Genomic DNA, 22030 nt, shown 5'->3' with positions numbered 1-22030 from the left:
TTATAGGGAGACGCCGGGCGTCAGGGTTGCAGGCAGGCTCAGGCTGGCGGTCTCCAGCGAAGCCACCGGGTAAGCACAATAGTCGGCCGCGTAGTAGGCACTGGCGCGGTGGTTGCCGCTGGCACCCACTCCACCAAACGGTGCGCTGCTGGCAGCGCCGGTCAGCTGCTTGTTCCAGTTCACGATACCCGCACGGCTTTCCAGCCAGAATTGCTGGTAGCGCGCCTCGGAGTCCGACAGCAAGCCGGCAGCCAACCCATACTGGGTATTGTTGGCTTCGGCGATGGCTGCATCGAAATCGGCATAGCGAATCACTTGCAGCAGCGGACCAAAGAACTCCTCGTCAGGACGATTGGCTACCGACGTCACATCGACGATTCCTGGCGTCAACAAGGCCGCATTGGGCTGTGGCTGAGTCATTTCCAGCAGCGACACCGCGCCGTTAGCCAGCAGTTGGGCTTGTGCATCAAGCAGCGCCTTGGCCGCGCCCAGGGAAATCACCGAGCCCATGAAAGGTGCCGGTTGCTGGTCGAAAGCCCCCACCGAAATGGTTTTGCAAACCGCCACCAGGCGTGTCAGCAGCGCATCACCCCACGCACCTTGCGGCACCAGCAAGCGCCGGGCACAGGTGCAGCGCTGGCCAGCAGAGATGAACGCAGACTGGATAATGGTGTAAACCGCGGCGTCCAGGTCTTGTACCTGATCGACCACCAACGGGTTGTTCCCGCCCATCTCCAGAGCAAGAATCTTGTCCGGGCGACCGGCAAACTGTTGATGCAGAAGATTGCCGGTTCGGCTGGAACCGGTGAAGAACAAACCATCGATACCCGGATTGGCCGCCAGCGCGACACCGGTTTCCCGAGCGCCTTGAACCAGGTTCAACACGCCCACAGGCAAGCCGGCTTCAACCCAGCACTTGACGGTCAGCTCAGCCACTTTCGGGGTTAGCTCACTGGGCTTGAACACCACGGTATTGCCCGCCAACAGTGCTGGCACGATGTGTCCATTCGGCAGGTGGCCCGGGAAGTTGTAGGGGCCAAATACCGCCACCACGCCATGGGGCTTGTGTCGCAGTACGGCGGTGGCATCGGCCAGCGGGCCACTTTTTTCGCCCGTGCGCTCACGGTAGCTCTGCACCGAGATGGCGACCTTGTTGACCATGCTGGTCACTTCGGTAGCCGCCTCCCAGAGCGGTTTGCCGGTTTCCTCGCCGATGCAGCGAGCCAATTCGTCGGCATTGGCCTTCAAGCGCGCAGCAAAGGCCTCAAGTACCGCAATACGGGCGTCGAGCGATTGCCGGGCCCAGCCGGGAAACGCCTGGCGCGCCGCCTTGACGGCCTCGCCCACTTGCTCGGCGGTAGCGCCCTGCCCCTTCCAGATCACGTGTTGGGTGACCGGATTGTGCGACTCCAGGGCCTCGCCCTGACCTGCCAACCACGCGCCAGCAATGTAATGGGTAGTCATTTATTGGGCCTCCCGGGCGGACAAGGGTACGGCGCGGACCTGATCGCCAGCGTTCAAGCGCAAGCGCTTAGCGGTTTGTGGATCGACCACCAGGGTGCCGGCGGCCAGACGAGCAGGCGCTGCGGCAATGCGGCAGTCTTCACGCTTGCGGTTGTGGATAATGTATGGGGTGGCGTCGTCACCCGGCGTGCCGATTGCCAGCACCAGCGCCTGGCTGTCATGCACAGCACGAATCTTGCGGGTTTCACATTCAATGGCCGGGCCCGCGTCAAAGATGTCGACATACCCCTGGTAGCTGAAACCTTCGCTCTTGAGCATGGCCAGCGCCGGCTCAGTGTCGGTGTGCACACGACCGATGACGTTGCGCGCTGCCTCCGAAAGGAAGCAGGTGTAGAGCGGAAACTTGGGCATCAGCTCGGCGATGAACGCCTTGTTGCCTACGCCGGTCAGGTAATCCGCCTGACTGAACTCCATTTTGAAGAAATGTCGACCCAGGCTCTCCCAGAATGGCGAGCGGCCATTGGCGTCGGACATCCCACGCATTTCGGCAATGATCTTGTTACCGAACAGCTCTGGGAACTCGGCGATGAACAACATGCGCGCCTTGGACAGCAGACGACCATTCAGACCAGTACGGTAGTCGCTGCGCAAAAACAGCGAGCACAGTTCAGAGTTGCCGGTCAGGTCGTTGGCCAGGAACAACGTCGGAATCTCCCGATAGATGTTCAGCTCCTGGGAAGCGCTGACGGTCAGACCGACCCGGTAGTTGTACCAAGGTTCGCGCAAGCCAACTGCGCCGGCGACAGCCGAAATGCCGACCACCTCGCCCGCATCGTTCTCCAACACGAACAGGTAGTCCGCGTCGCCCCGCTCGGCTTCACCACGGAAGGTTTTTTCAGCCCAACCTACCCGGTGTGACAATCGCTCTTCATTGGCCGGCAAGGTCGTCAGGCCAGTGGTACCGGTGCTGCGCGCAAGTTCAATCAGCGCAGGTAAATCGCTGCTGCGTACGGGACGAACGATCATGCTATCTCCTCGGGCGGCGGCCTATGGCCCGCCGCAAAACTCGACCTGGATACTCGGTTATCAAACCGCAGGCATCAAACCGCAACCAGGCGCACGCTGGCGCCCTCGCCAACACCCAGGGCATCGGCCGCTTCAAACGTCAGGCTGACTGGCTTGCCAGGCACCCAGTCCAGCTCCAGCAATACGGCGCGGTAGTCCTGCAACTGGCCGTTGGAAACCAGATACGGGCGCCCACCCTTGGCCACCTGTTCCTCGATACGCACAGGCACCACGCGGCTTTGGGCGATCGAACGGATACCCGAAACCCGCGCATGCAAGGTTGGGCCACCGTCGAAAATGTCGATGTAGTGATCCGTTTCAAAACCTTCGCGCATCAGGATGTCGAAGGTGATTTGCGCACGCGGGTGAACCTGGCCCATGGCCTCTTGCGCGGCATCCGGCAACAGCGGCACATAGATCGGGTAATGCGGCATAAGCTCGGCCAGGAACGTCCGGCTCTTCAAGCCGCACAGGCGCTCGGCCTCGGCATAATTGAGGTCAAAGAAGTTACGTCCAATGGCATCCCAGAACGGTGAGTCGCCCTGTTCATCGCTGTAGCCGACGATCTCGGTAACCACCGAATCAGCAAAACGCTCAGGGTGAGAAGCCATGAACAACAGGCGTCCGCGAGAGTTCAGCTCGGACCATCCCGTTCCCACCAACTCCGGCAGCACATAAAAACTGGTCAGCAGGCTGTTGCCGGTCAGGTCATGACACTGCGATAGCACGTGAATCTTGTTGTGGATCTTCAGTTCACGCGAGGCGTGGACAAAGGTCTCGTTACGAAAGCTGTAGAACGGCTCTGAATAGCCCGCCGACGCCACAATCGCCGAACAACCGGCCAACTTGCCGGTGGCGGTGTCCTCCAGCACAAAAAAGTAGCTCTCTTCGCCATTGAAGCTGACTTCAGCGGCAAAGGAGGTCTCAGAGGCGGCAATCTTGTCGCTCAAACGTGCGGCATCGTCCGGCAGGGACGTGACACCAATGGGACTGTCGGCAGCCAGACGCTGTACTTCGCCTAGATCAGCCATTTGCGCGGGGCGCATCACCAGCATGGTGTCACTCCTTTTCGGGGAAAACAGGCCGACAGCCGTCGGCACGAAAAAAGCAGCGCGTGCGAGGTGCACAGGCCGCGGAAATCAGTTTCGCTGGCCCGCAAGGGCCAGCGAACAGAGAGCAATCAGCCCTGGGTCAGCTTGGCAACAGCACGCTCGAAGCGGTCGAGGCCAGCATCGATGTCAGCATCCTCGATCACCAGGCTTGGCGCGAAGCGCACCACATCGGGACCGGCTTGCAGAATCATCAGGTCTTCTTTTTCGGCCGCGTTGAACACGTCCTTGGCCTTGCCTTTCCAGGCATCGGACAACACGCAACCGAGCAGCAGGCCCAGCCCACGGACTTCAGTGAAGATGCCGTACTGCTGGCCGATCTTCTCCAGGCGCGTCTTGAAGCGATCAGACTTGGCTTTCACGCCGCCCAGCACTTCAGGGGTGTTGATGATATCGATGACGGCATTACCGACCGCACAGGCCAGCGGGTTACCGCCGTAGGTAGTGCCATGGGTACCGACGGCCAGGTGCTTGGCCAGTTCTTCGGTGGTCAGCATGGCACCGATCGGGAAACCACCGCCCAGGCTCTTGGCGCTGGAAAGGATGTCCGGGGTGACGCCGTAGTGCATATAGGCAAACAGCTCGCCGGAGCGGCCCATGCCGGTCTGCACTTCATCGAATACCAGCAGTGCGTTGTACTTGTCGCACAGCTCACGAGCACCTTGCAGGTACGCCTTGTCGGCCGGCAACACACCGCCCTCGCCCTGCACGGGCTCGATGACGACAGCGCAGGTCTTGTCGGAAATTTGCGCTTTCAGTGCTTCCAGATCGTTGTATGGCACATGGCTGATACCCGTGATCTTCGGCCCGAAACCATCGGAATACTTCGGTTGACCGCCCACACTCACGGTGAACAGGGTACGGCCATGGAAGCTGTTCACGGTCGCGATGATTTCGTTCTTTTCAGGGCCGAAACGATCATGGGCAACGCGGCGCGCCAGCTTGAAGGCTGCTTCGTTGGCTTCAGCGCCAGAGTTGCAGAAGAACGCACGGTCAGCAAAGGTAGCATCGACCAGCTTGCGCGCCAGGCGCAGCGCCGGCTCGTTGGTGAAGACGTTAGACACGTGCCACAGCTTTTGTGCTTGCTCGGTCAACGCAGCAACCAGTGCGGGGTGGGCATGCCCCAGGACGTTCACGGCAATACCACCCGCGAAGTCGATCAGCTCGCGGCCCGCCTGGTCCCAGACTCGGGAGCCCGCGCCGCGCACGGGAATGAAACCCGCCGGTGCGTAGTTGGGAACCATTACCTGGTCGAAATCGGCGCGTTGCACCGGAGCTTGCTCAACGGACATCGGAGTCTCCTGAAGAGGAACGCCTGCCTGAAACTGGCGAGCGATGGGGGGATTGTAAGGAGAGATTGGCGCCTGTCCTTGCCGCCAAGCGACAACTTCTTATAGCGCCAAACCCTGTTTTAACAAGGCTTTCGGCAATGCGACAAATAGGGTCGCAAAGGCGCAGTTTAAACGGTGCGAGCTGTCGACGGGGAGATTCCGCTTCAAGGGCAGATGGAGAAATTTCCGGGCGTGCGCATCAGCGCGACAACCTGTTTCACGGGAGCGGCTCCACGCCAACGGTCCAGGCGCTACGCGCACTCGATCCGGCGACAACCGAACCGATGCTGTCGCCGCACATTTACCGAGAGGTGGCTATAAAGGGAGTGGCTTACTGCCGAGGCAACACTGCGGAATCAACCGCGTTCGGCGGGCACAGAAGAGAGTTCGAAGGGGCTGCTGCTGCGGCGCTGGTTGCGATCTTCACGCGGCGTTGCGCCGAAAAAGTTGCGATAGGCGCTGGAGAAATGCGGCCCAGAGGAGAAGCCGCACGACAGACCAATCTGAATGATCGATTTGCTGGTCTGCATGAGCATCTGCCGCGCCTTGTTCAGCCGCAACTCCAGGTAGTACTGGCTAGGAACACGGTTCAGGTACTGCTTGAAGATACGCTCCAGCTGCCGACGAGATACGCATACATGCTGAGCAATTTCGTCAGTGGTCAGCGGCTCTTCAATGTTGGCCTCCATCAACAGCACCGCCTGGGTCAGCTTGGGATGGCTTGAACCCAAACGATTCTGCAGCGGGATACGCTGGCGCTCACCACCCTCACGGATACGCTCAACCACCAGCTCTTCAGAGACTGCGCCGGCCAACTCCGCACCATGATCACGCGCAAGCACCGCCAGCAGCAGATCCACGACAGACATGCCGCCGCAGGCCGTCAGGCGGTCACGGTCCCAGTCGAACAGATGACTGGTCGCAATGACCTTGGGGAAGCGCTCGTTGAAATCATCCTGCCAACGCCAATGGACGGCCGCGCGGTAACCATCGAGCAAGCCCAGCATGGCCAAGGGGTAGATACCGGCAGACAAGCCACCAATCACACAACCTGCGCGCACCAGCTGCTTGAGCGCGCTGCCCAGCGCCGAGTTGATGGCCTGAGGCGGCTCATCCGCCAGCAGAAAGAGCTTGTGACAGCCCTCCAGACGCCCCGCCCAAGGCTCGCCCGGCAAACGCCAAGCGCCTTCGACAGGCGCCTCCGCCTGCAGAAAACGCAACTCATAAACCACCTCAGGATGCACTTTCTGGGCAACTTGCAAGACCTCCTCGGCCAGCGCCAGGGTCAGGGCCTTGGTGCTGGGCCAAATGAGAAAAGCAATGCGCTGGGTGGTCATAAAGGACAATCCGAAACCGTGGATGAGACAAAGGTCAAACTGCAACCGACACGCAGCATGACCTGTTTTGGTGCAAAGCGGCAGCCTTGCTGAGCCTCAATGGCAGATTATTTCAGGCTACCTGCCAGGAACTGCTGCAAACGCTCGGATTGCGGCTTGACCAGCACCTCACGCGGATTACCACATTCCTCCACCAATCCCTTGTGCAGGAACACCAACTGATTGGACACCTCACGGGCAAAGCCCATTTCATGCGTCACCACGACCATGGTCCGGCCTTCCTGAGCCAACGACTGCATCACCTTCAACACATCACCCACCAGCTCCGGGTCAAGCGCCGAGGTAGGCTCGTCGAACAGCATCACCTCTGGCTCCATCGCCAGCGCACGGGCAATGGCCACGCGCTGCTGCTCGCCACCGGACATATGCCCAGGATAGGCGTCCTTGCGATGCGCAACACCCACCTTGGCCAGGTAATGCTCTGCCTTCTCCAGCGCATCCTTCTTGGACATGCCCAATACATGGACGGGCGCCTCGATGATGTTCTCCAGCGCCGTCATGTGCGACCACAGGTTGAAGTGCTGAAACACCATCGACAGGCGAGAACGCATGCGCTGCAACTGCTTGGGATCGGCGGCCTTTAGCGCACCCTCCTTGTTCGGCACCAGCTTGAGCTCTTCATTGTTCAGCAGGATTTTACCGGCGTGCGGCTGCTCCAGCAGGTTGATGCAGCGCAGGAACGTACTTTTGCCCGAGCCACTGGAACCAATGATACTGATTACATCGCCTGCCTTGGCAGCAAGCGATACGCCCTTGAGCACTTCGTGACTGCCGTAACGTTTATGCAGATCTTGGACTTCGAGTTTGTACATGCTGTCGGTTCTCAAAAAACGGTCTGTCATGAGCAAATGCCCAGGGCGAAAAAAATGCCGCAGGCCTCAGCCCTTGCGCGGCGCCAGGTAGCCAAGCCAGCGGCGTTCGGCCATCTTGAACAGGCGGACCAGGATGAAGGTCATGCACAGGTAGAACACGCCGGCGGTGATATAGGCTTCGAACGGCAGGTAAAACTGGGCATTGACAGTCCGGGCGGCGCCGGTGATATCAATCAACGTGACAATGGATGCAAGACTGGTGGTCTGCAGCATCATGATCACCTCGTTACTGTATTGCGGCAGTGCACGACGCAGCGCCGACGGCAGGAGGATCCGCCGGTACATCTTGACCCGCGACATACCAACAGCCTTGGCCGCCTCGATCTCCCCATGAGGGGTAGCCTTCAAGCTGCCTGCAATGATCTCCGCAGTGTAGGCACTGGTGTTGATGGCAAAGGCCAGACACGCACAGAACGTTGCACTGGACAGCCACGGCCAGAGGAAGCTTTCACGCACCGCCTCAAACTGGGCCAAGCCGTAGTAAATCAGGAACAGCTGCACCAGCATCGGCGTGCCACGAATCACATAGGTGTACAGCCAGGCCAGCAGGTTGACCACAGGCTGCTTCGAGACCCGCATCAACCCCAACGGGATAGACACCAGCAGACCAAAAAACAGCGACAAGGCGAGCAACTTGAGCGTGGTCAGCAAACCGCTCATGTACAGTGGCAAAGCATCCCAAATGACGTTGTAGTCGAAGATCATAGTTCAGCCGCCTTTACGCCAACCGAGTAGCGTTTTTCCAGATAACGCAGCGCCAACAGCGAGACACTGGTAATCACCAGGTACAGCGCTGCCACCGCCAGGAAGAAGGTGAAGGGTTCACGGGTGGCGTCGGCCGCCTGCTTGGCCTTGAACATCATGTCCTGCAAACCGACTACGGAAATCAACGCCGTAGCCTTGGTCAGTACCAACCAGTTGTTGGTGAAGCCCGGAATGGCCAGCCGAATCATCTGCGGCACCATCACCCGGAAGAAAATCTGCACACTGCTCATGCCATAGGCCATGCCGGCCTCAGCCTGCCCCTTGGGAATCGCCATGAACGCACCGCGGAACGTTTCCGAGAGGTAGGCGCCAAAAATGAAGCCCAGGGTACCCACACCCGCAACCAGCGGATTCAGGTCAATGTAATCGTCGTAACCCAGCAGTGGCGCGATCCGATTGAGCAGGTCCTGGCCACCGTAAAAAATCAGCAGGATCAGCACCAGATCGGGGATACCGCGGATCACCGTGGCATACAGATCACCCAACCACGCCAACCAGCGTACCGGCGATAGCCGCAATGCCACGCCAATCAGGCCGAGTACAATGGCCAGGGCCATTGACGACAGGGCAAGCTGTAGCGTCAGCCATGCTCCGTCGAGTATGACTGCCCCGTAGCCTTTCAACATGATGAGGTCCTCGACCTTAGGGATGAAAAAATGGTGCAAACCTCAGAGCTTCTGCTGCTTGCACCATTACACAGGTGAAACTTCGACGATTTACTTCGCGGTCTCAGGACCGTAGATGTCGAAGTTGAAGTACTTGTCCTGGATCTGCTTGTACGTGCCGTTGGCACGAATGGCCGTGATGGCCGCATTTATGCGATCCAGGTTAGCCTTGTCGCCTTTGCGCACGGCAATACCAATACCGTCGCCAAAGTACTTCGCATCCGTGAAGGCCGGGCCGACAAAGCTGTAGCCCTTGCCTGCATCAGTCTTCAGGAAACCGTCTTCCAACAGCGTAGCATCGGCCACGGTGCCATCGAGACGACCGGCAGCGACGTCCAGGTAGATTTCGTTCTGGGTACCGTAAGGGACAATTTCTGCGCCTTTCGGTGCAAAGACTTCCTTGGCAAAGCGGTCGTGAATCGAGCCACGCTGAACGCCAATCTTCTTGCCCTTCAACTCATCCAGGCTTTCACTGACCTGAGCACCCGACTTCATCACCAGGCGCGCTGGCGTCAAGTAGTACTTGTCGCTGAAATCAACCGACTTCTTGCGATCTTCAGTAATCGACATGGACGACAGAATCGCGTCGATCTTGCGCACTTTCAACGCTGGGATCAGACCATCGAACTCCTGTTCGACCCATACACACTTGACCTTCATCTCTTCGCACAAGGCGTTGCCGATGTCGTAGTCAAAGCCAACGATTTTGCCGTCCGGCGCTTTCGAGGCGAAGGGTGGGTAGGCGGCCTCGATACCAATTTTCAACGGCTTCTCATCAGCCAGCGATGCCAGGGAAAACACAGACAGCGCCAGTGCGCCAAGCAGTGCGAGTTTCTTCATCTGAGAACTCCATCGGTACAGGGCAATATGAGGCAGGGGGAACGACTGCCCAATATGCGAATGGGTACAACGCAGAAGCTGCGCGGTGCTCGACAGACAGTCGAAGCAACACGAGCAAGTGATTGGCATTTTAGCGACAGCCCCGAAGCCGATATTTCTTCAATGCGACAACTAGTTACAGAAGCACCAGAAGCACCGACCCGAGATATTGACAGCCTTCACATAGTATGCAAAAGCGAAAGACAAATAACCTATCAACCAAGCAATAACCGGGCCCATTATTGGCAAAGCCTTCTAATCCGGCAAGCGCAGCGTGACGACATACTGTTTCACCCCAAAGAAAAGCCCCCAAAACAGGCACTCACGTTTCTCTTTGCCCCGCTTCTGCGCAGAGCCGGTGACAGAATTGGTTACCGATGAATGTCGAAGTAACAGCTTATGACCACCCCAAAACAAGAAAGCCCCGCCTGACGTGTGCCGGGCGGGGCTCGTGCAAAACCGTAACCGTCAGGCGGCGGTCATGGCCTTGTGGGTATCGATCAGATGTTGCACGACGCCTGGATCGGCAAGGGTCGAGATATCACCCAGGCCATCGTACTCAGCCGTCGCGATCTTGCGCAGGATGCGCCGCATGATCTTGCCCGAACGCGTCTTCGGCAAGCCCGGCGCCCACTGGATAACGTCCGGTGAAGCGATCGGACCGATCTCCTTGCGTACCCAGTTTTTCAGTTCCTGACGCAACGCATCGGTAGGCTCCACCCCTCCATTAAGGGTGACATAGACATAAATGCCCTGGCCCTTGATGTCGTGCGGCACGCCCACAACAGCCGCTTCAGCGACTTTAGGATGGGCAACCATGGCGCTTTCGATCTCGGCAGTCCCCATACGGTGGCCGGAAACGTTGAGCACGTCATCCACACGCCCGGTGATCCAGTAGTAACCATCCTCGTCGCGACGGGCGCCGTCACCCGTGAAGTACATACCCCGGAACGTCTTGAAGTAGGTGTCGACGAAGCGATCGTGATCACCAAACAGCGAACGCGCCTGGCCTGGCCAGGAATCGAGAATCACCAGGTTACCCTCAGCAGGACCATCGATCAGGTTGCCAAGGTTGTCCACCAACGCAGGCACCACACCGAAGAACGGACGCGTTGCCGAGCCGGGCTTGAGCGCGGTAGCACCTGGCAGCGGGCTGATCAGCACGCCACCGGTCTCGGTCTGCCACCACGTATCGACGATTGGGCAGCGCGCTTTACCGACAGTCTGGTAGTACCAGTTCCAGGCTTCGGGGTTGATCGGCTCACCCACAGAACCCAGAAGACGCAAGCTGGAACCGTCGGCGCCAGCAACTGCGGCCTGCCCCTCAGCCATCATCGCGCGAATTGCCGTCGGCGCTGTGTAAAGAATATTCACTTTGTGCTTGTCGATAATCTTCGACACACGCGTGATGTCCGGATAGTTCGGCACGCCTTCAAACAGCAAGGTGGTCGCACCATTGGCCAGCGGGCCATAAACGATGTAGCTGTGGCCGGTGATCCAGCCCACGTCAGCAGTACACCAGTAGACCTCGCCCGGACGGTAGTCAAAGACACGCTCATGGGTCAGCGCGGCATACACCAGATAACCCCCGGTGGTATGCATGACACCCTTTGGCTTGCCGGTGGAGCCCGAGGTATAGAGGATGAACAGCGACTCTTCCGCACCCATTTCCTTCGGCGCGCAATGGCTGGAGGCAACCTTCATCAGGTCTTCGTACCAGATGTCACGATGCTGGTGCCAAGCGATCTCTCCCCCAGTGCGCTTGCAGACGATGATTTTCTGCACGCTGCTGGTTTCGGGGTTGGTCAGTGCCAGGTCGACATTGCCCTTCAGCGGCGTACGACGCCCACCACGCAACCCCTCATCCGCCGTGATTACGATCTTGGATTTACAGTCAATGATACGACCGGCCAACGCCTCGGGCGAGAAACCACCGAATACGACCGAATGAATGGCACCGATGCGGGCACACGCCAGCATGGCAACCACAGCCTCGGGAATCATGGGCATATAGATAGTGACGACATCACCACGGTGAACATCCTGACCGCGCAGGGCGTTGGCAAACTTGCAGACCTGCTCATGCAGCTCGCGGTAGGTGATGTTGCGGCTTTCAGAAGGGTCATCACCCTCCCAGATAATGGCGACCTGATCTCCGCGTTCCGCCAGGTGGCGGTCCAGGCAATTGTAGGAAACGTTCAGAGTGCCGTCGGCGAACCATTTGATATCGACATGGTGATCGTCGAAAGAGGTCTGCTTGACCTTGGTGAAGGGCCTGATCCAGTCAATGCGTTGAGCCTGCTCGCGCCAGAAGCCGTCCGGGTTGATCACCGACTGTTGGTACATGGCCTTGTAGGTTGCCTCGTCGGTCAACGTGGTGGCTGCAACCTCGGGACGAACGGGATACAGGGAAGCCGCACTCATCTTTGTTACCTCGGTGTAATAGTTGTTTTTGTATGACCCCGATGTAACTGTACCAGAGCCGCACAGACCATTCGACATTGGTAGTAACAAAGCAGTCTTTTCAGTCAATATTTGACAGAAATGGCTCTAAATCAAGCCTTACAGAGAGGCGCACCACTTAGATTTGCAGGCAACGTCCAAGATTACCAGTCGATTGTTACAGTTTCCGTCAATAGTGTTTATCAAAAGTGCATCTGTTTACCACCACGACCCCGCCCTAAAATTCACCTCGCCAGCAACGGCAACGCGATTAACAACTTGTTACAGCCCCCACGAAGGCCCGTTAATCACGCATTAATTTTGAGCATTAACTCTGTTGTTGCACACGTAGCTCCACAAGGGCTACGTGCCCCCTTAAGACCTAGACAGGTAAAATGAACATGAAAGCTTTACTGGTATTGGCACTCGGCACTGTTTGCGCATCCGCCATGGCTGATGAAGTTGCAAATAATGCGGCCGAGCAAATTCCGGTTGAACAGTACAGTTACTCGCAACACTTGGACATCGCCAAAGTTATTTCCATGAGCGAAATTCCAAACGTGTGTGAAGTCGTCCCAGCACGCATGACCTATGAAGACTCGCAGGGCAAAAAACACATTCTCGAATACCGAGTAATGGGTAACGGTTGCTCCAACGGCTGATCGCCGGAGCCACTGACCGCAGCGCCTCGCTTCCCGAAGAACGAGGCGCGCTGCGCCCCTCCTGAAACACGAGCAACTGCTGGCACACTTTACTCCGCGCCACCCGCCCCTGACTTTCCAACCGCGTGCTCACGCAACTTGTTGGCAATCGTGGTATGTGAAACACCCAGCCGTTTTCCCAAGGCACGACTGCTTGGATACTCATCCAACAAGCGCTCCAATACCGCTTTTTCAAAACGCCCTACTATTTGTGCCAGATCGCCCTCCAGGGAAAACTCACCCAAGGGTTGACGCGCACCGTAGTCCGGCAAGCGAATATGTTCAGGTTTCACAATGCCTCCATCACACAGTGAAACCGCCTGAAATAAAACATTCTCCAATTGACGGACATTACCAGGCCACTGGTACTGACTCAGGCGCTCCATCGCCGCAGGCGCCAACTTCGGTAACGCACAACCAATCTGCCGACTGGCCTGATCCAGAAAATGCTCGACCAGTGGCGGCAATCCATCGAGGCATTCGCGCAGTGGCGGAATATGCAACGAGAGCACATTCAGGCGGTGATAGAGATCCTGGCGAAACTCACCGCGTGCGCACAACTCGGACAGGTCAACCTGAGTAGCGCAGATGACCCGCACATCCAGGTACACCTCCTCATCACTGCCCACCCGACGGAAACAGCCATCCTGCAGGAAGCGCAGCAGTTTGACCTGCAATCGCGGGCTCATCTCGCCAACACCATCGAGAAACAGCGTCCCTCCCGCCGTCAGCTCCAGCAGCCCCAATTTGCCCTCGGCGCGCGCGCCCTCAAAGGCGCCCGGGCCATAGCCGAACAACTCGGTCTCAGCCATCGACTCAGGCAGCCCGGCACAGTTAAGCGCCATAAGCGGCGCCTGCCCGCGCGGACTGGCCAAATGGCAAGCGCGTGCCAGCAGCTCTTTGCCTGTACCGGTCTCGCCCTCGATCAGCAGGGGCGCATCCAGAGGTGCCATCCTGCGCGCCTCACGCACCACGGCAGCCATGACTTTCGAGCTTTGGAAAATGCTGTCGAAGCCTCGCAACTCCTGTTTGCGTACATTGTAGATCCGCTCACCAATGCGATCGGCACGGTGCAGGGTCAGTACCGCACCTGCCAGCGCTTCACTGTCATCATGCTCAGACTGCAAGGGCGCGATGTCTGCCAAAAAGACATCGCCTTTGACCTTGACCCGCAAGCCATTGATGCGTGACTTGTTCGCCCGCACCAACTCCGGCAAGTCGAAATCCTCGGCATAGCGGGACAAGGGAATACCCGGCACCTCATCGACCCGCACCCCCAGCAATTGCGCCGCGGCACGGTTGGCGGCAACGATCGAGCCACCCATGTCGATGGACAACACCGGGAAATCCAGGGCACCAAGCAGCGCATTGAGCTCCATGTGACGACGCTCACTGGGCATGAGCCCGACGCGCTTCACACCGAACACACCGGCAATCGACTCGAATTTTGGCCGCAAGGCCTGGAACTGCAGATTGATCAGGTTCGGACAATGCAGGTAGATCGCATTGCCATGCTCCCCACCCACCTCGCCACGAGCAACGTTGATACCGTAATCCACCAGCAGGTTGAGGATGTCACGCAGGATGCCAATGCGGTTTTGGCAATGCACTTTGATACGCATGAAATGTCCTACAAGTAAGGCTTCGCTCGGTAACTATTCACACAAGCGCTAGAATTACTGTAAAGAATACGTGACAAATCAACCCAACCTCAATGGCATACGAGCCTTTGATTACCGAAGCAGCGGAGAATCGTAAAATTATCGTTACAGAAAACCCGTCCTTTCAAGTGAATGCTCCGCCCTACCCCAGGTGCAAACGCATCCGCGAAAGGCTATCTCTAGGGCCATGGCTTGACCCATAACAATAAAGGCCCTCAGCAGGAGAGCAGCATGAAACAGACGCACTACGTGGCTCGCGAGCCCGATGCGCAGGGGTTCATTGACTACCCGCAGGAAGAACATGCGGTGTGGAATACCCTGATTACCCGCCAACTGAAGGTCATCGAAGGCCGTGCGTGCCAAGAGTACCTGGATGGCATTGATCAGTTGGGCCTGCCTCATGACCGCATCCCACAACTGGGCGAGATCAACAAGGTACTGGGCGAAACCACGGGTTGGCAGGTTGCCCGCGTGCCTGCGCTGATCCCCTTCCAGACCTTCTTTGAACTGCTCGCCAGCAAGCGCTTCCCGGTCGCCACCTTCATTCGCACCCGTGAAGAACTCGACTACCTGCAAGAACCGGACATTTTCCATGAGATTTTCGGCCACTGCCCGCTGCTGACCAACCCCTGGTTCGCCGAATTCACCCACACCTACGGCAAACTCGGCTTGAACGCCACCAAGGAACAGCGCGTCTACCTGGCTCGCCTGTACTGGATGACCATTGAGTTTGGCCTGGTGGAAACACCGCAAGGCCGCAAGATCTATGGCGGCGGCATCCTTTCCTCACCGAAGGAAACGGTCTACAGCCTGTCCAACGAACCTGAGCACCAGGCCTTCGACCCGCTCGAAGCCATGCGCACGCCATACCGTATCGACATCCTGCAACCCCTGTATTTTGTGCTGCCGGACCTGAAGCGCCTGTTCGACCTCGCCCACGAAGACATCATGGGCATGGTCCAGACTGCTATGCAGCTAGGCCTTCACGCACCGAAATTTCCACCGAAGGTAGCCGCCTGAGCTGCCCATTCATACCCATAACAAACCACTTGCGGAAATACCTATGAACGCCTTGAACCAAGCCCACTGCGAAGCCTGCCGTGCCGATGCCCCACAGGTCAGCGACGAAGAATTGCCGGTACTGATCAAACAGATTCCGGATTGGAACATCGAAGTTCGCGACGGCATCATGCAGCTGGAAAAAGTTTTCCTGTTCAAGAACTTCGCCCACGCACTGGCCTTCACCAATGCGGTCGGGGCAATCTCCGAAGCCGAAGGTCATCACCCAGGCCTGCTGACCGAGTGGGGCAAAGTCACCGTGACCTGGTGGAGCCACTCGATCAAAGGCCTGCACCGCAACGATTTCATCATGGCCGCCCGCACCGACGAAGTCGCCCAGACCGCCGAAGGTCGCAAGTAATGCACTTCGACGCCATCGCGCGCGTACCGGGCGACCCAATCCTGGGGCTGATGGAGGCCTATGCCAAAGACAGCAACCCGAACAAGTTCGACCTTGGCGTCGGCGTGTTCAAGGATGCTCAGGGGCTGACGCCAGTCCCTGTTGCGGTGAAAGTTGCCGAGCAACGCCTGCTCGACAACCAGGCCAGCAAGAGCTACGTCGGAGGTCATGGCGACGCTGTTTTCGGTCGACTGATCTGTGAACTGGTGCTGGGGGACGAGTCGCCGCTGCTACCAGCGCAACGCGTCGGTGCCACCCAGACACCAGGAGGCACAGGTGCTTTGCGCTTGTCTGCGGAGTTCATCAAGCACTGCCTGCCGGGCCGCGGCATCTGGCTGAGCGATCCGACCTGGCCCATCCATGAGACCCTCTTTGCCAGTGCCGGCCTTGCGGTTCATCACTACCCCTATGTGGGCGCAGACAACCGCCTGAACGTCCCGGCCATGTTGACGGCACTGGAGTCTGCCCCCAAGGGCGACGTGGTACTGCTGCACGCCTGCTGCCACAATCCGACCGGTTTTGACCTGTCACAACAGGACTGGCTGGCCGTGCTGGAGGTCGTTCGTCGTCGGGAACTACTGCCACTGATCGACTTCGCCTACCAAGGCTTTGGCGATGGGCTTGAGGAAGACGCCTGGATGGTACGGCGGTTCGCTGCTGAACTGCCTGAGCTACTGATCACCAGCTCCTGCTCGAAGAACTTCGGCCTGTACCGGGAACGTACGGGGGCCCTGCTGGTCTGCAGTGGCGACGCCCAGAAGCTGCTGGACGTGCGCAGCCAATTGGCCCTGCTGGCCCGCAACCTCTGGTCAACGCCACCCGACCATGGCGCCGCCGTGGTTGCGCAGATTCTTGGCGACCCGGCATTGAAACACCTGTGGGTAGAAGAAGTGGACGCCATGCGCCAGCGCATCGCCCAGCTGCGCACAGGCCTGGTCGAGGCACTGGCACCACACGGCCTGGGGGAGCGTTTTGCCCACATTGCTCAGCAACGGGGCATGTTCTCCTACACGGGCTTGTCTGCCGAACAGGTCTCGCAACTGCGTGAGCGACACAGCGTCTATCTGGTCAGCACGGGCCGGGCGAACATCGCCGGCGCAGATGCTGCGCGACTGGACGCACTGGCAGCAGCCATTGCCGACGTCTGTCGCTAGCCCCAAGCAGGCCGTTCTCCAAAAGGGGACGGCCTCGCTGACGAAACACCCCACGCGCTAGCACCCACCGACCACGCCCAAAGTATGAGCTGCCGATTGGCAGTAAAACTCATACTGTCACGCAGACTCCTGTATCCTGCCGAGGCTTTTTGCAAAGCCATGCGTGTATTGCGCAGCCTTTCCACTCACACTTGCGAGGAACGACGAGATGCATGAAATCCCGAATCTTCCCTTCCCAAGCCTGAACCCCGCCGAGCAGGAACCTGCTCTTCATAGCGCCGAATCAGCCAATGCTGCTGACACCAACGGCGAAGAACTCCCGAGCGCCGACCAGGAATAACCGCGCACAGAGGGTGTGAAAACCAGTATCGGGGCAACCCAGCCCGCGGTTTTCACACCACCAAGCCCCTCAGTAATCCACCTTGCCTCGCCCAGCCTTTACCGTTCCACGCTTGCTCTTGCTCTCCAGCCTGCGGGTCTTGGAGCCCAGCGTTGGGCGCGTCGGCCTGCGCACCTTCTCAACCTTGACCGCTGCCTTGATCAACTCGAGCAGGCGCTCCAAGGCGTCGGCGCGGTTCTGCTCCTGCGTACGGTACTGCTGAGCCTTGATGATGATCACGCCCTCGCGGGTGATGCGGTGATCACGCAACGCCAGCAAACGCTCCTTGTAGAAGGTCGGCAATGACGAGGCCTGCGTATCGAAACGCAGGTGCACGGCACTGGACACTTTGTTGACGTTTTGCCCACCAGCACCTTGGGCACGGATCGCGCTCAGTTCGATTTCGTCATCAGGGATATGCACAGCATTGGATATGATCAGCATGGGTCTGGCTTGAAGAGAACAGCCTTCAGCATACCCCATAAAAACCAAAAGCCCGGCACAAGGCCGGGCTTTCGAACAGCGTCGCAACGTGTTACTTGGCTGTGGCGCTCACAGCGGCAAGGGATGCCTGGGCGCTACGCTTGTTCTTCAGCACGTAGCAACCCCACATCACCACCACCCACACAGGGATGGCATAAACCGATACCTGGATGCCCGGGATCAGCAGCATGATGCCGAGGATGAAGAGCACGAAAGCCAGGCAGATATAGTTGCCATAGGGGTACCACAGCGCCTTGAACAGCGACGTCTGACCGGTACGATCCATGTGCTGGCGGAACTTGAGGTGCGAGTAGCTGATCATCGCCCAGTTGATCACCAGGGCTGCAACCACCAGCGACATCAGCAACTCCAGCGCATGCTGCGGGATGAAATAGTTGAGCAGCACAGCAACCAAGGTCACACCGGCCGAGGCCAGAATCGAACGCACCGGCACGCCACGCTTGTCGATTTTCGCCAGGCCTGCCGGAGCATCGCCCTGCTCAGCCATACCGTAGAGCATACGGGCATTGCAGTAGGTGCCGCTGTTGTAGACCGACAGTGCCGCCGTCAGTACCACGAAGTTGAGAATATGCGCGGCGGTGTTGCTACCGAGCAGGGAGAACACCTGCACGAATGGGCTGCCACTGTACGCGTCACCAGAGCTGTTCAGACTGGTCAACAAGCTATCCCATGGGGTCAGCGACAACAGTACGACCAAGGCGCCGATGTAGAAAATCAGGATACGGTAGATGACCTGGTTGATCGCCTTGGGAATCACGGTTTTCGGCTTGTCGGCTTCGGCCGCAGTGAAGCCGAGCATTTCCAGGCCGCCAAAGGAGAACATGATGATCGCCAGCGCCATGACCAGGCCACTGACACCATTCGGGAAGAAACCACCGTGATCCCACAGGTTGCTGACCGACGCTTGCGGACCACCACTGCCACTGACCAGCATGTAGCTGCCCAGGGCGATCATGCCAACGATCGCCAGCACCTTGATGATCGCGAACCAGAATTCAGCCTCACCAAAGACTTTGACGTTGGCCAGGTTGATCGCGTTGATCATCACGAAGAACACGGCTGCCGAAACCCAGGTCGGGATCTCCGGCCACCAGTAGTGGACATACTTGCCGACTGCCGTCAGCTCCGACATGCCCACCAGGATGTACAGTACCCAGCAGTTCCAGCCAGAGAGGAAACCGGCGAAACCGCCCCAGTATTTGTGGGCGAAATGGCTGAACGAACCGGCAACCGGTTCCTCGACGATCATCTCGCCGAGTTGACGCATGATCATGAACGCGATGAAGCCACAGATCGCGTAACCAAGAATCATCGACGGGCCCGCCGACTTCAGCACGCCTGCCGAGCCGAGAAACAGCCCGGTGCCAATTGCACCGCCCAGGGCGATCAACTGGATGTGGCGATTTTTCAGGCCGCGCTTGAGCTCACCTGAATGCGAGTTTTGTCCACTCATGAACGGAGTCACCTGTTTGTTTTTATCTGTGACGGAATCGGACCCACCGCACTCGTGGCGCAGCGGAATTAACAAGGTGGTAGACCTTGAGGGTTCTTGGACGGGGTCGGTCATACGGGCGGCAGCCCGGACGAATTAGCCTGGTGTCAGCAAGATTGCGCGGTACGCATTGGGGTCACAGTTAAAACGCGGCGCATTGTATACCCCTGCAGTCGGGCAGGGGTCAACACGTTGCGTTAATGTCTGCTGACAAAACGCACCGGTCCTGTGGGAGAGGTGAAGCCTGGAAGTGTGTCTGGCGTGCATGGCGCCTCCGATTGTTCTTATTAGCAGCCCAGGCTCTTCGGCCCGGCTTTGCACACGGCAATGGCGCACATATCACCGCGCCCGGCAGACGCGAGCAAGCCATTGACGCTCACGGAAAGCGCAACGAGAGGGGATTTTCGGCAAGGTTTTGTTACAGCTGCAGGCGATGGCCGATTTGACGGGAAAAAAACGGCATTCTTGTAAATATTCTCTTACAAGACGGTTCAAAAACTTTCCGCACTGTGGAGGGCAGGCTTGCCTGCGATAGGGTCAGCGGGGTGTCAGCCAGTGCGCGGGGCCTGCATCGCGGGCAAGACCCGCTCCTACAGCGACAGAGTCAGCGAGGTGAAAGCCAGTGCGCGAGGCCTTTGCCTTAAAAAACAAACCCCCGCTAAAAAGCGGGGGTTTGTCAGCAGCCCGAGCCAACCCGAAGGTGGCTGTGGTAACGCTTACTCAGCGCGTGGCGGCTTGCCACGGCTGCTGCCTGGACGCTTCGGCGCAGGCTTGCGCTTGTTCATCTCGCTAGGACGCTCTGCGACAGTAGAACGCCCCTTGCGTGGCGCCTCCTCGCGTGGCTGACGTGCTGGACGCTCGGTCGCACCGTCTTTGGCTGGACGCAGTGTACGCACACGTTCACCACGGCCAACTGGCTTGGACGATTTACGCTGCATCCGCTCAAGCTTGTCCTTGACCTTGGCTTTCATGGCCGGCATGGCGACTGGGGTCAGGCCCACTTCGGCAGCCAGGATATCCACTTCGCCCTGGCTCATTTCGCGCCAGCGGCCCATCGGCAGATCGGAGTTGAGGAACACCGGGCCGAAACGCACGCGCTTCAGACGGCTGACCACCAGCCCCTGGGATTCCCACAGGCGACGAACCTCACGGTTGCGCCCTTCCATCACCACGCAGTGATACCAATGGTTGAAGCCTTCACCGCCAGGCGCTTCCTGGATGTCGGTGAAACGAGCCGGGCCGTCTTCAAGCATGACGCCGTTTTTCAAACGGGTCAGCATGTCTTCGTCGACCTCACCACGCACACGCACCGCGTACTCGCGGTCCATTTCGTAGGACGGGTGCATCAGGCGGTTGGCCAGTTCACCGTCAGTGGTGAACATCAACAGACCCGTGGTGTTGATGTCGAGACGACCGATGTTGATCCAGCGGCCTTCCTTCGGGCGAGGCAGGCGGTCAAACACGGTCGGACGGCCTTCCGGGTCGTCACGGGTGCAGATCTCACCATCAGGCTTGTTGTACATGATCACGCGGCGCACGGTTTCGGACGCCTCTTCTCGCTTGATCAGGCGGCCATCGACCGAGATGGCGTCGTGCAGGTCGACGCGCTGGCCAAGGGTGGCTGCAACGCCATTGACCTTGATGCGACCTTCACCGATCCAGGCTTCCACATCACGACGCGAGCCCACGCCAATACGTGCGAGCACTTTTTGCAGTTTCTCGCCGGCTGGACGGGGTTGGGGTTCTTGCAGGTCTTGTTCACTCATCTGGGCACCTCCCGGTGTACTGAAAATCATGGTGTGGGCACACTGATGCCCAAACGGGCGCGAATGATACGCCGAACGCAGACGCGGCGCATCACAGACGCATTGAAAATCGCCGGCCAACGGGCATTTTCCGCTCGAAGGTGAGCTCAGTCGCGAGGCAAATCTTCGACAGATTCCGCTTCTTCAGCTGGCGGCGAGGGTTCATCGAGCAGGTCCTCGAAGTCGGTCTTGAGCCCCTCCTCCATCGAGTCGAGCTCAACCAGCAGGCTGTGAAAACTGGTTTCCTCGCGCTCGGCTTCGGGCTCGGCACTGGCATCCGCCAGCGCCTGCAAATGAGCAGGTACGGGAGCATCGTCCGGATCAAGCAGCGGCTCGGGTTCCATTTCCCTCAGTTCGGCCAGTGGCGGAAGCTGGTCGAGGCTCTTGAGGTTGAAATGATCGAGAAAGGCCTTGGTGGTAGCGAACATTGCGGGCCTACCCGGCACTTCCCGGTAGCCAACGACACGAATCCACTCGCGCTCCAGCAAAGTCTTGGTGATGTTGCTGTTGACCGCCACACCGCGCACGTCTTCGATCTCGCCACGGGTGATGGGCTGGCGATAGGCGATCAGGGCCATGGTCTCCAGCAGCGCACGTGAATAGCGCTGCGGACGCTCTTCCCAAAGCCGCCCGACCCAGGGGGCATAGTCTTCGCGAATCTGCAGACGGTAGCCGGAGGCCACCTCCTTGAGTTCGAACGCACGGCCATTGCAGGACTTGCGCAGCACTTCCAAAGCCTTTTTGAAGACCGCAGGCTCCGGGCGCTCGGCTTCCTCGAACAGCTCAAAGAGCCGCTCCAGCGATTGCGGCTTGCCCGACGCCAACAGAAAGGCCTCAAGCAGGGGCGCCAGGTCCCGCGGGTCGTTCAGGTTCATTGCCATGCTCG

20 protein-coding genes are annotated in these 22030 nt (G+C 58.7%); 5 read left to right on the top strand and 15 right to left on the bottom strand.

Annotated features, from left to right (window positions below; genetic code table 11):
- The 10 genes from astD to acs all read right to left on the bottom strand — a co-directional run bounded on the left by astD (position 1) and on the right by acs (position 11971).
- Positions 1 to 1464: a succinylglutamate-semialdehyde dehydrogenase gene (gene astD, locus UIA24_RS18650; protein WP_330523534.1), complete on the bottom strand. Its 1464-nt coding sequence runs from the start codon at positions 1462 to 1464 to the stop codon at positions 1 to 3.
- Positions 1465 to 2490 (bottom strand): arginine N-succinyltransferase, encoded by a 1026-nt coding sequence (gene astA / locus UIA24_RS18645; RefSeq protein WP_065760744.1) that lies wholly within the window; start codon positions 2488 to 2490, stop codon positions 1465 to 1467.
- Between the two features lie 74 nt (positions 2491 to 2564).
- A complete protein-coding gene (gene aruF / locus UIA24_RS18640) occupies positions 2565 to 3584 on the bottom strand; it encodes an arginine/ornithine succinyltransferase subunit alpha (RefSeq protein WP_065760743.1) in 1020 nt (339 codons plus the stop codon).
- 125 nt (positions 3585 to 3709) lie between these two features.
- Positions 3710 to 4930, bottom strand: a complete 1221-nt coding sequence (locus UIA24_RS18635) for an aspartate aminotransferase family protein (protein WP_102053088.1) — start codon at positions 4928 to 4930, stop codon at positions 3710 to 3712.
- 395 nt (positions 4931 to 5325) lie between these two features.
- Positions 5326 to 6306, bottom strand: a complete 981-nt coding sequence (gene argR, locus UIA24_RS18630) for a transcriptional regulator ArgR (protein ID WP_102053089.1) — start codon at positions 6304 to 6306, stop codon at positions 5326 to 5328.
- A 107-nt stretch (positions 6307 to 6413) separates the two neighbouring features.
- Positions 6414 to 7178: an ABC transporter ATP-binding protein gene (locus tag UIA24_RS18625; protein WP_099773877.1), complete on the bottom strand. Its 765-nt coding sequence runs from the start codon at positions 7176 to 7178 to the stop codon at positions 6414 to 6416.
- Between the two features lie 66 nt (positions 7179 to 7244).
- Positions 7245 to 7943, bottom strand: coding sequence for an ABC transporter permease (locus UIA24_RS18620; RefSeq protein ID WP_065760739.1), 699 nt, complete (start codon positions 7941 to 7943; stop codon positions 7245 to 7247).
- Positions 7940 to 8629: an ABC transporter permease gene (locus tag UIA24_RS18615; RefSeq protein ID WP_102053090.1), complete on the bottom strand. Its 690-nt coding sequence runs from the start codon at positions 8627 to 8629 to the stop codon at positions 7940 to 7942. Before UIA24_RS18615 ends, UIA24_RS18620 begins: the two co-directional genes overlap by 4 nt.
- Before the next feature lie 90 nt (positions 8630 to 8719).
- The gene (locus tag UIA24_RS18610) at positions 8720 to 9508 is read right to left on the bottom strand and encodes an ABC transporter substrate-binding protein (protein ID WP_330523533.1); all 789 of its coding nucleotides are present in this window, start codon (positions 9506 to 9508) and stop codon (positions 8720 to 8722) included.
- A gap of 507 nt (positions 9509 to 10015) precedes the next feature.
- Positions 10016 to 11971: an acetate--CoA ligase gene (gene acs / locus UIA24_RS18605; RefSeq protein ID WP_065760736.1), complete on the bottom strand. Its 1956-nt coding sequence runs from the start codon at positions 11969 to 11971 to the stop codon at positions 10016 to 10018.
- Between the two features lie 419 nt (positions 11972 to 12390).
- On the opposite strand from acs, the gene UIA24_RS18600 reads away from it, so the two are divergent.
- A complete protein-coding gene (locus UIA24_RS18600) occupies positions 12391 to 12651 on the top strand; it encodes a DUF2790 domain-containing protein (RefSeq protein WP_102053111.1) in 261 nt (86 codons plus the stop codon).
- An 89-nt stretch (positions 12652 to 12740) separates the two neighbouring features.
- Here UIA24_RS18600 and UIA24_RS18595 read toward each other — a convergent pair whose 3' ends face one another.
- Positions 12741 to 14312: a sigma-54-dependent transcriptional regulator gene (locus UIA24_RS18595; RefSeq protein WP_065760734.1), complete on the bottom strand. Its 1572-nt coding sequence runs from the start codon at positions 14310 to 14312 to the stop codon at positions 12741 to 12743.
- 270 nt (positions 14313 to 14582) lie between these two features.
- Between UIA24_RS18595 and phhA the strand changes: the two genes are divergently transcribed.
- The 4 genes from phhA to UIA24_RS18575 all read left to right on the top strand — a co-directional run bounded on the left by phhA (position 14583) and on the right by UIA24_RS18575 (position 17304).
- Positions 14583 to 15371, top strand: coding sequence for a phenylalanine 4-monooxygenase (gene phhA, locus UIA24_RS18590; RefSeq protein ID WP_065760733.1), 789 nt, complete (start codon positions 14583 to 14585; stop codon positions 15369 to 15371).
- Between the two features lie 43 nt (positions 15372 to 15414).
- On the top strand, positions 15415 to 15771 hold the full coding sequence (locus UIA24_RS18585; RefSeq protein ID WP_065760732.1) for a 4a-hydroxytetrahydrobiopterin dehydratase: 357 nt from the start codon (positions 15415 to 15417) through the stop codon (positions 15769 to 15771).
- Positions 15771 to 16964: an amino acid aminotransferase gene (locus tag UIA24_RS18580; protein ID WP_330523532.1), complete on the top strand. Its 1194-nt coding sequence runs from the start codon at positions 15771 to 15773 to the stop codon at positions 16962 to 16964. Before UIA24_RS18585 ends, UIA24_RS18580 begins: the two co-directional genes overlap by 1 nt.
- Before the next feature lie 208 nt (positions 16965 to 17172).
- Positions 17173 to 17304, top strand: a complete 132-nt coding sequence (locus tag UIA24_RS18575) for a hypothetical protein (protein WP_256587578.1) — start codon at positions 17173 to 17175, stop codon at positions 17302 to 17304.
- 69 nt (positions 17305 to 17373) lie between these two features.
- Here the strand turns inward: UIA24_RS18575 and arfB are convergent, their stop codons facing one another.
- The 4 genes from arfB to scpB form a co-directional block, all read right to left on the bottom strand.
- Positions 17374 to 17787 (bottom strand): alternative ribosome rescue aminoacyl-tRNA hydrolase ArfB, encoded by a 414-nt coding sequence (gene arfB, locus UIA24_RS18570; protein WP_065760730.1) that lies wholly within the window; start codon positions 17785 to 17787, stop codon positions 17374 to 17376.
- Positions 17788 to 17878: 91 nt separating this feature from the next.
- Positions 17879 to 19300: an amino acid permease gene (locus UIA24_RS18565; protein ID WP_065760729.1), complete on the bottom strand. Its 1422-nt coding sequence runs from the start codon at positions 19298 to 19300 to the stop codon at positions 17879 to 17881.
- Between the two features lie 755 nt (positions 19301 to 20055).
- On the bottom strand, positions 20056 to 21105 hold the full coding sequence (gene rluB, locus UIA24_RS18560; protein ID WP_065760907.1) for a 23S rRNA pseudouridine(2605) synthase RluB: 1050 nt from the start codon (positions 21103 to 21105) through the stop codon (positions 20056 to 20058).
- Between the two features lie 146 nt (positions 21106 to 21251).
- Positions 21252 to 22019: an SMC-Scp complex subunit ScpB gene (gene scpB / locus UIA24_RS18555; protein WP_065760906.1), complete on the bottom strand. Its 768-nt coding sequence runs from the start codon at positions 22017 to 22019 to the stop codon at positions 21252 to 21254.
- Positions 22020 to 22030: the final 11 nt, after the last annotated feature.

The sequence above is a fragment of the Pseudomonas sp. AL 58 genome (assembly GCF_036348395.1).
In the GTDB taxonomy this organism is placed as follows: domain Bacteria; phylum Pseudomonadota; class Gammaproteobacteria; order Pseudomonadales; family Pseudomonadaceae; genus Aquipseudomonas; species Aquipseudomonas defluvii.
Note: the sequence above shows the minus strand (reverse complement) of the source record. Positions and strands in the feature narration are given on the sequence as shown.

Excerpts from the sequence above, each read along its gene's own strand:
- UIA24_RS18625 (WP_099773877.1), bottom strand. The coding sequence starts at position 7,178 with ATGTACAAACTCGAAGTCCAAGATCTGCATAAACGTTACGGCAGTCAC.
- UIA24_RS18585 (WP_065760732.1), top strand. The coding sequence starts at position 15,415 with ATGAACGCCTTGAACCAAGCCCACTGCGAAGCCTGCCGTGCCGATGCC.
- arfB (WP_065760730.1), bottom strand. The coding sequence starts at position 17,787 with ATGCTGATCATATCCAATGCTGTGCATATCCCTGATGACGAAATCGAA.
- aruF (WP_065760743.1), bottom strand. The coding sequence starts at position 3,584 with ATGCTGGTGATGCGCCCCGCGCAAATGGCTGATCTAGGCGAAGTACAG.
- UIA24_RS18615 (WP_102053090.1), bottom strand. The coding sequence starts at position 8,629 with ATGTTGAAAGGCTACGGGGCAGTCATACTCGACGGAGCATGGCTGACG.
- UIA24_RS18635 (WP_102053088.1), bottom strand. The coding sequence starts at position 4,930 with ATGTCCGTTGAGCAAGCTCCGGTGCAACGCGCCGATTTCGACCAGGTA.
- UIA24_RS18620 (WP_065760739.1), bottom strand. The coding sequence starts at position 7,943 with ATGATCTTCGACTACAACGTCATTTGGGATGCTTTGCCACTGTACATG.
- astA (WP_065760744.1), bottom strand. The coding sequence starts at position 2,490 with ATGATCGTTCGTCCCGTACGCAGCAGCGATTTACCTGCGCTGATTGAA.
- UIA24_RS18610 (WP_330523533.1), bottom strand. The coding sequence starts at position 9,508 with ATGAAGAAACTCGCACTGCTTGGCGCACTGGCGCTGTCTGTGTTTTCC.
- UIA24_RS18595 (WP_065760734.1), bottom strand. The coding sequence starts at position 14,312 with ATGCGTATCAAAGTGCATTGCCAAAACCGCATTGGCATCCTGCGTGAC.
- scpB (WP_065760906.1), bottom strand. The coding sequence starts at position 22,019 with ATGAACCTGAACGACCCGCGGGACCTGGCGCCCCTGCTTGAGGCCTTT.
- UIA24_RS18580 (WP_330523532.1), top strand. The coding sequence starts at position 15,771 with ATGCACTTCGACGCCATCGCGCGCGTACCGGGCGACCCAATCCTGGGG.
- rluB (WP_065760907.1), bottom strand. The coding sequence starts at position 21,105 with ATGAGTGAACAAGACCTGCAAGAACCCCAACCCCGTCCAGCCGGCGAG.
- phhA (WP_065760733.1), top strand. The coding sequence starts at position 14,583 with ATGAAACAGACGCACTACGTGGCTCGCGAGCCCGATGCGCAGGGGTTC.
- UIA24_RS18575 (WP_256587578.1), top strand. The coding sequence starts at position 17,173 with ATGCATGAAATCCCGAATCTTCCCTTCCCAAGCCTGAACCCCGCCGAG.
- UIA24_RS18600 (WP_102053111.1), top strand. The coding sequence starts at position 12,391 with ATGAAAGCTTTACTGGTATTGGCACTCGGCACTGTTTGCGCATCCGCC.
- acs (WP_065760736.1), bottom strand. The coding sequence starts at position 11,971 with ATGAGTGCGGCTTCCCTGTATCCCGTTCGTCCCGAGGTTGCAGCCACC.
- UIA24_RS18565 (WP_065760729.1), bottom strand. The coding sequence starts at position 19,300 with ATGAGTGGACAAAACTCGCATTCAGGTGAGCTCAAGCGCGGCCTGAAA.
- argR (WP_102053089.1), bottom strand. The coding sequence starts at position 6,306 with ATGACCACCCAGCGCATTGCTTTTCTCATTTGGCCCAGCACCAAGGCC.
- astD (WP_330523534.1), bottom strand. The coding sequence starts at position 1,464 with ATGACTACCCATTACATTGCTGGCGCGTGGTTGGCAGGTCAGGGCGAG.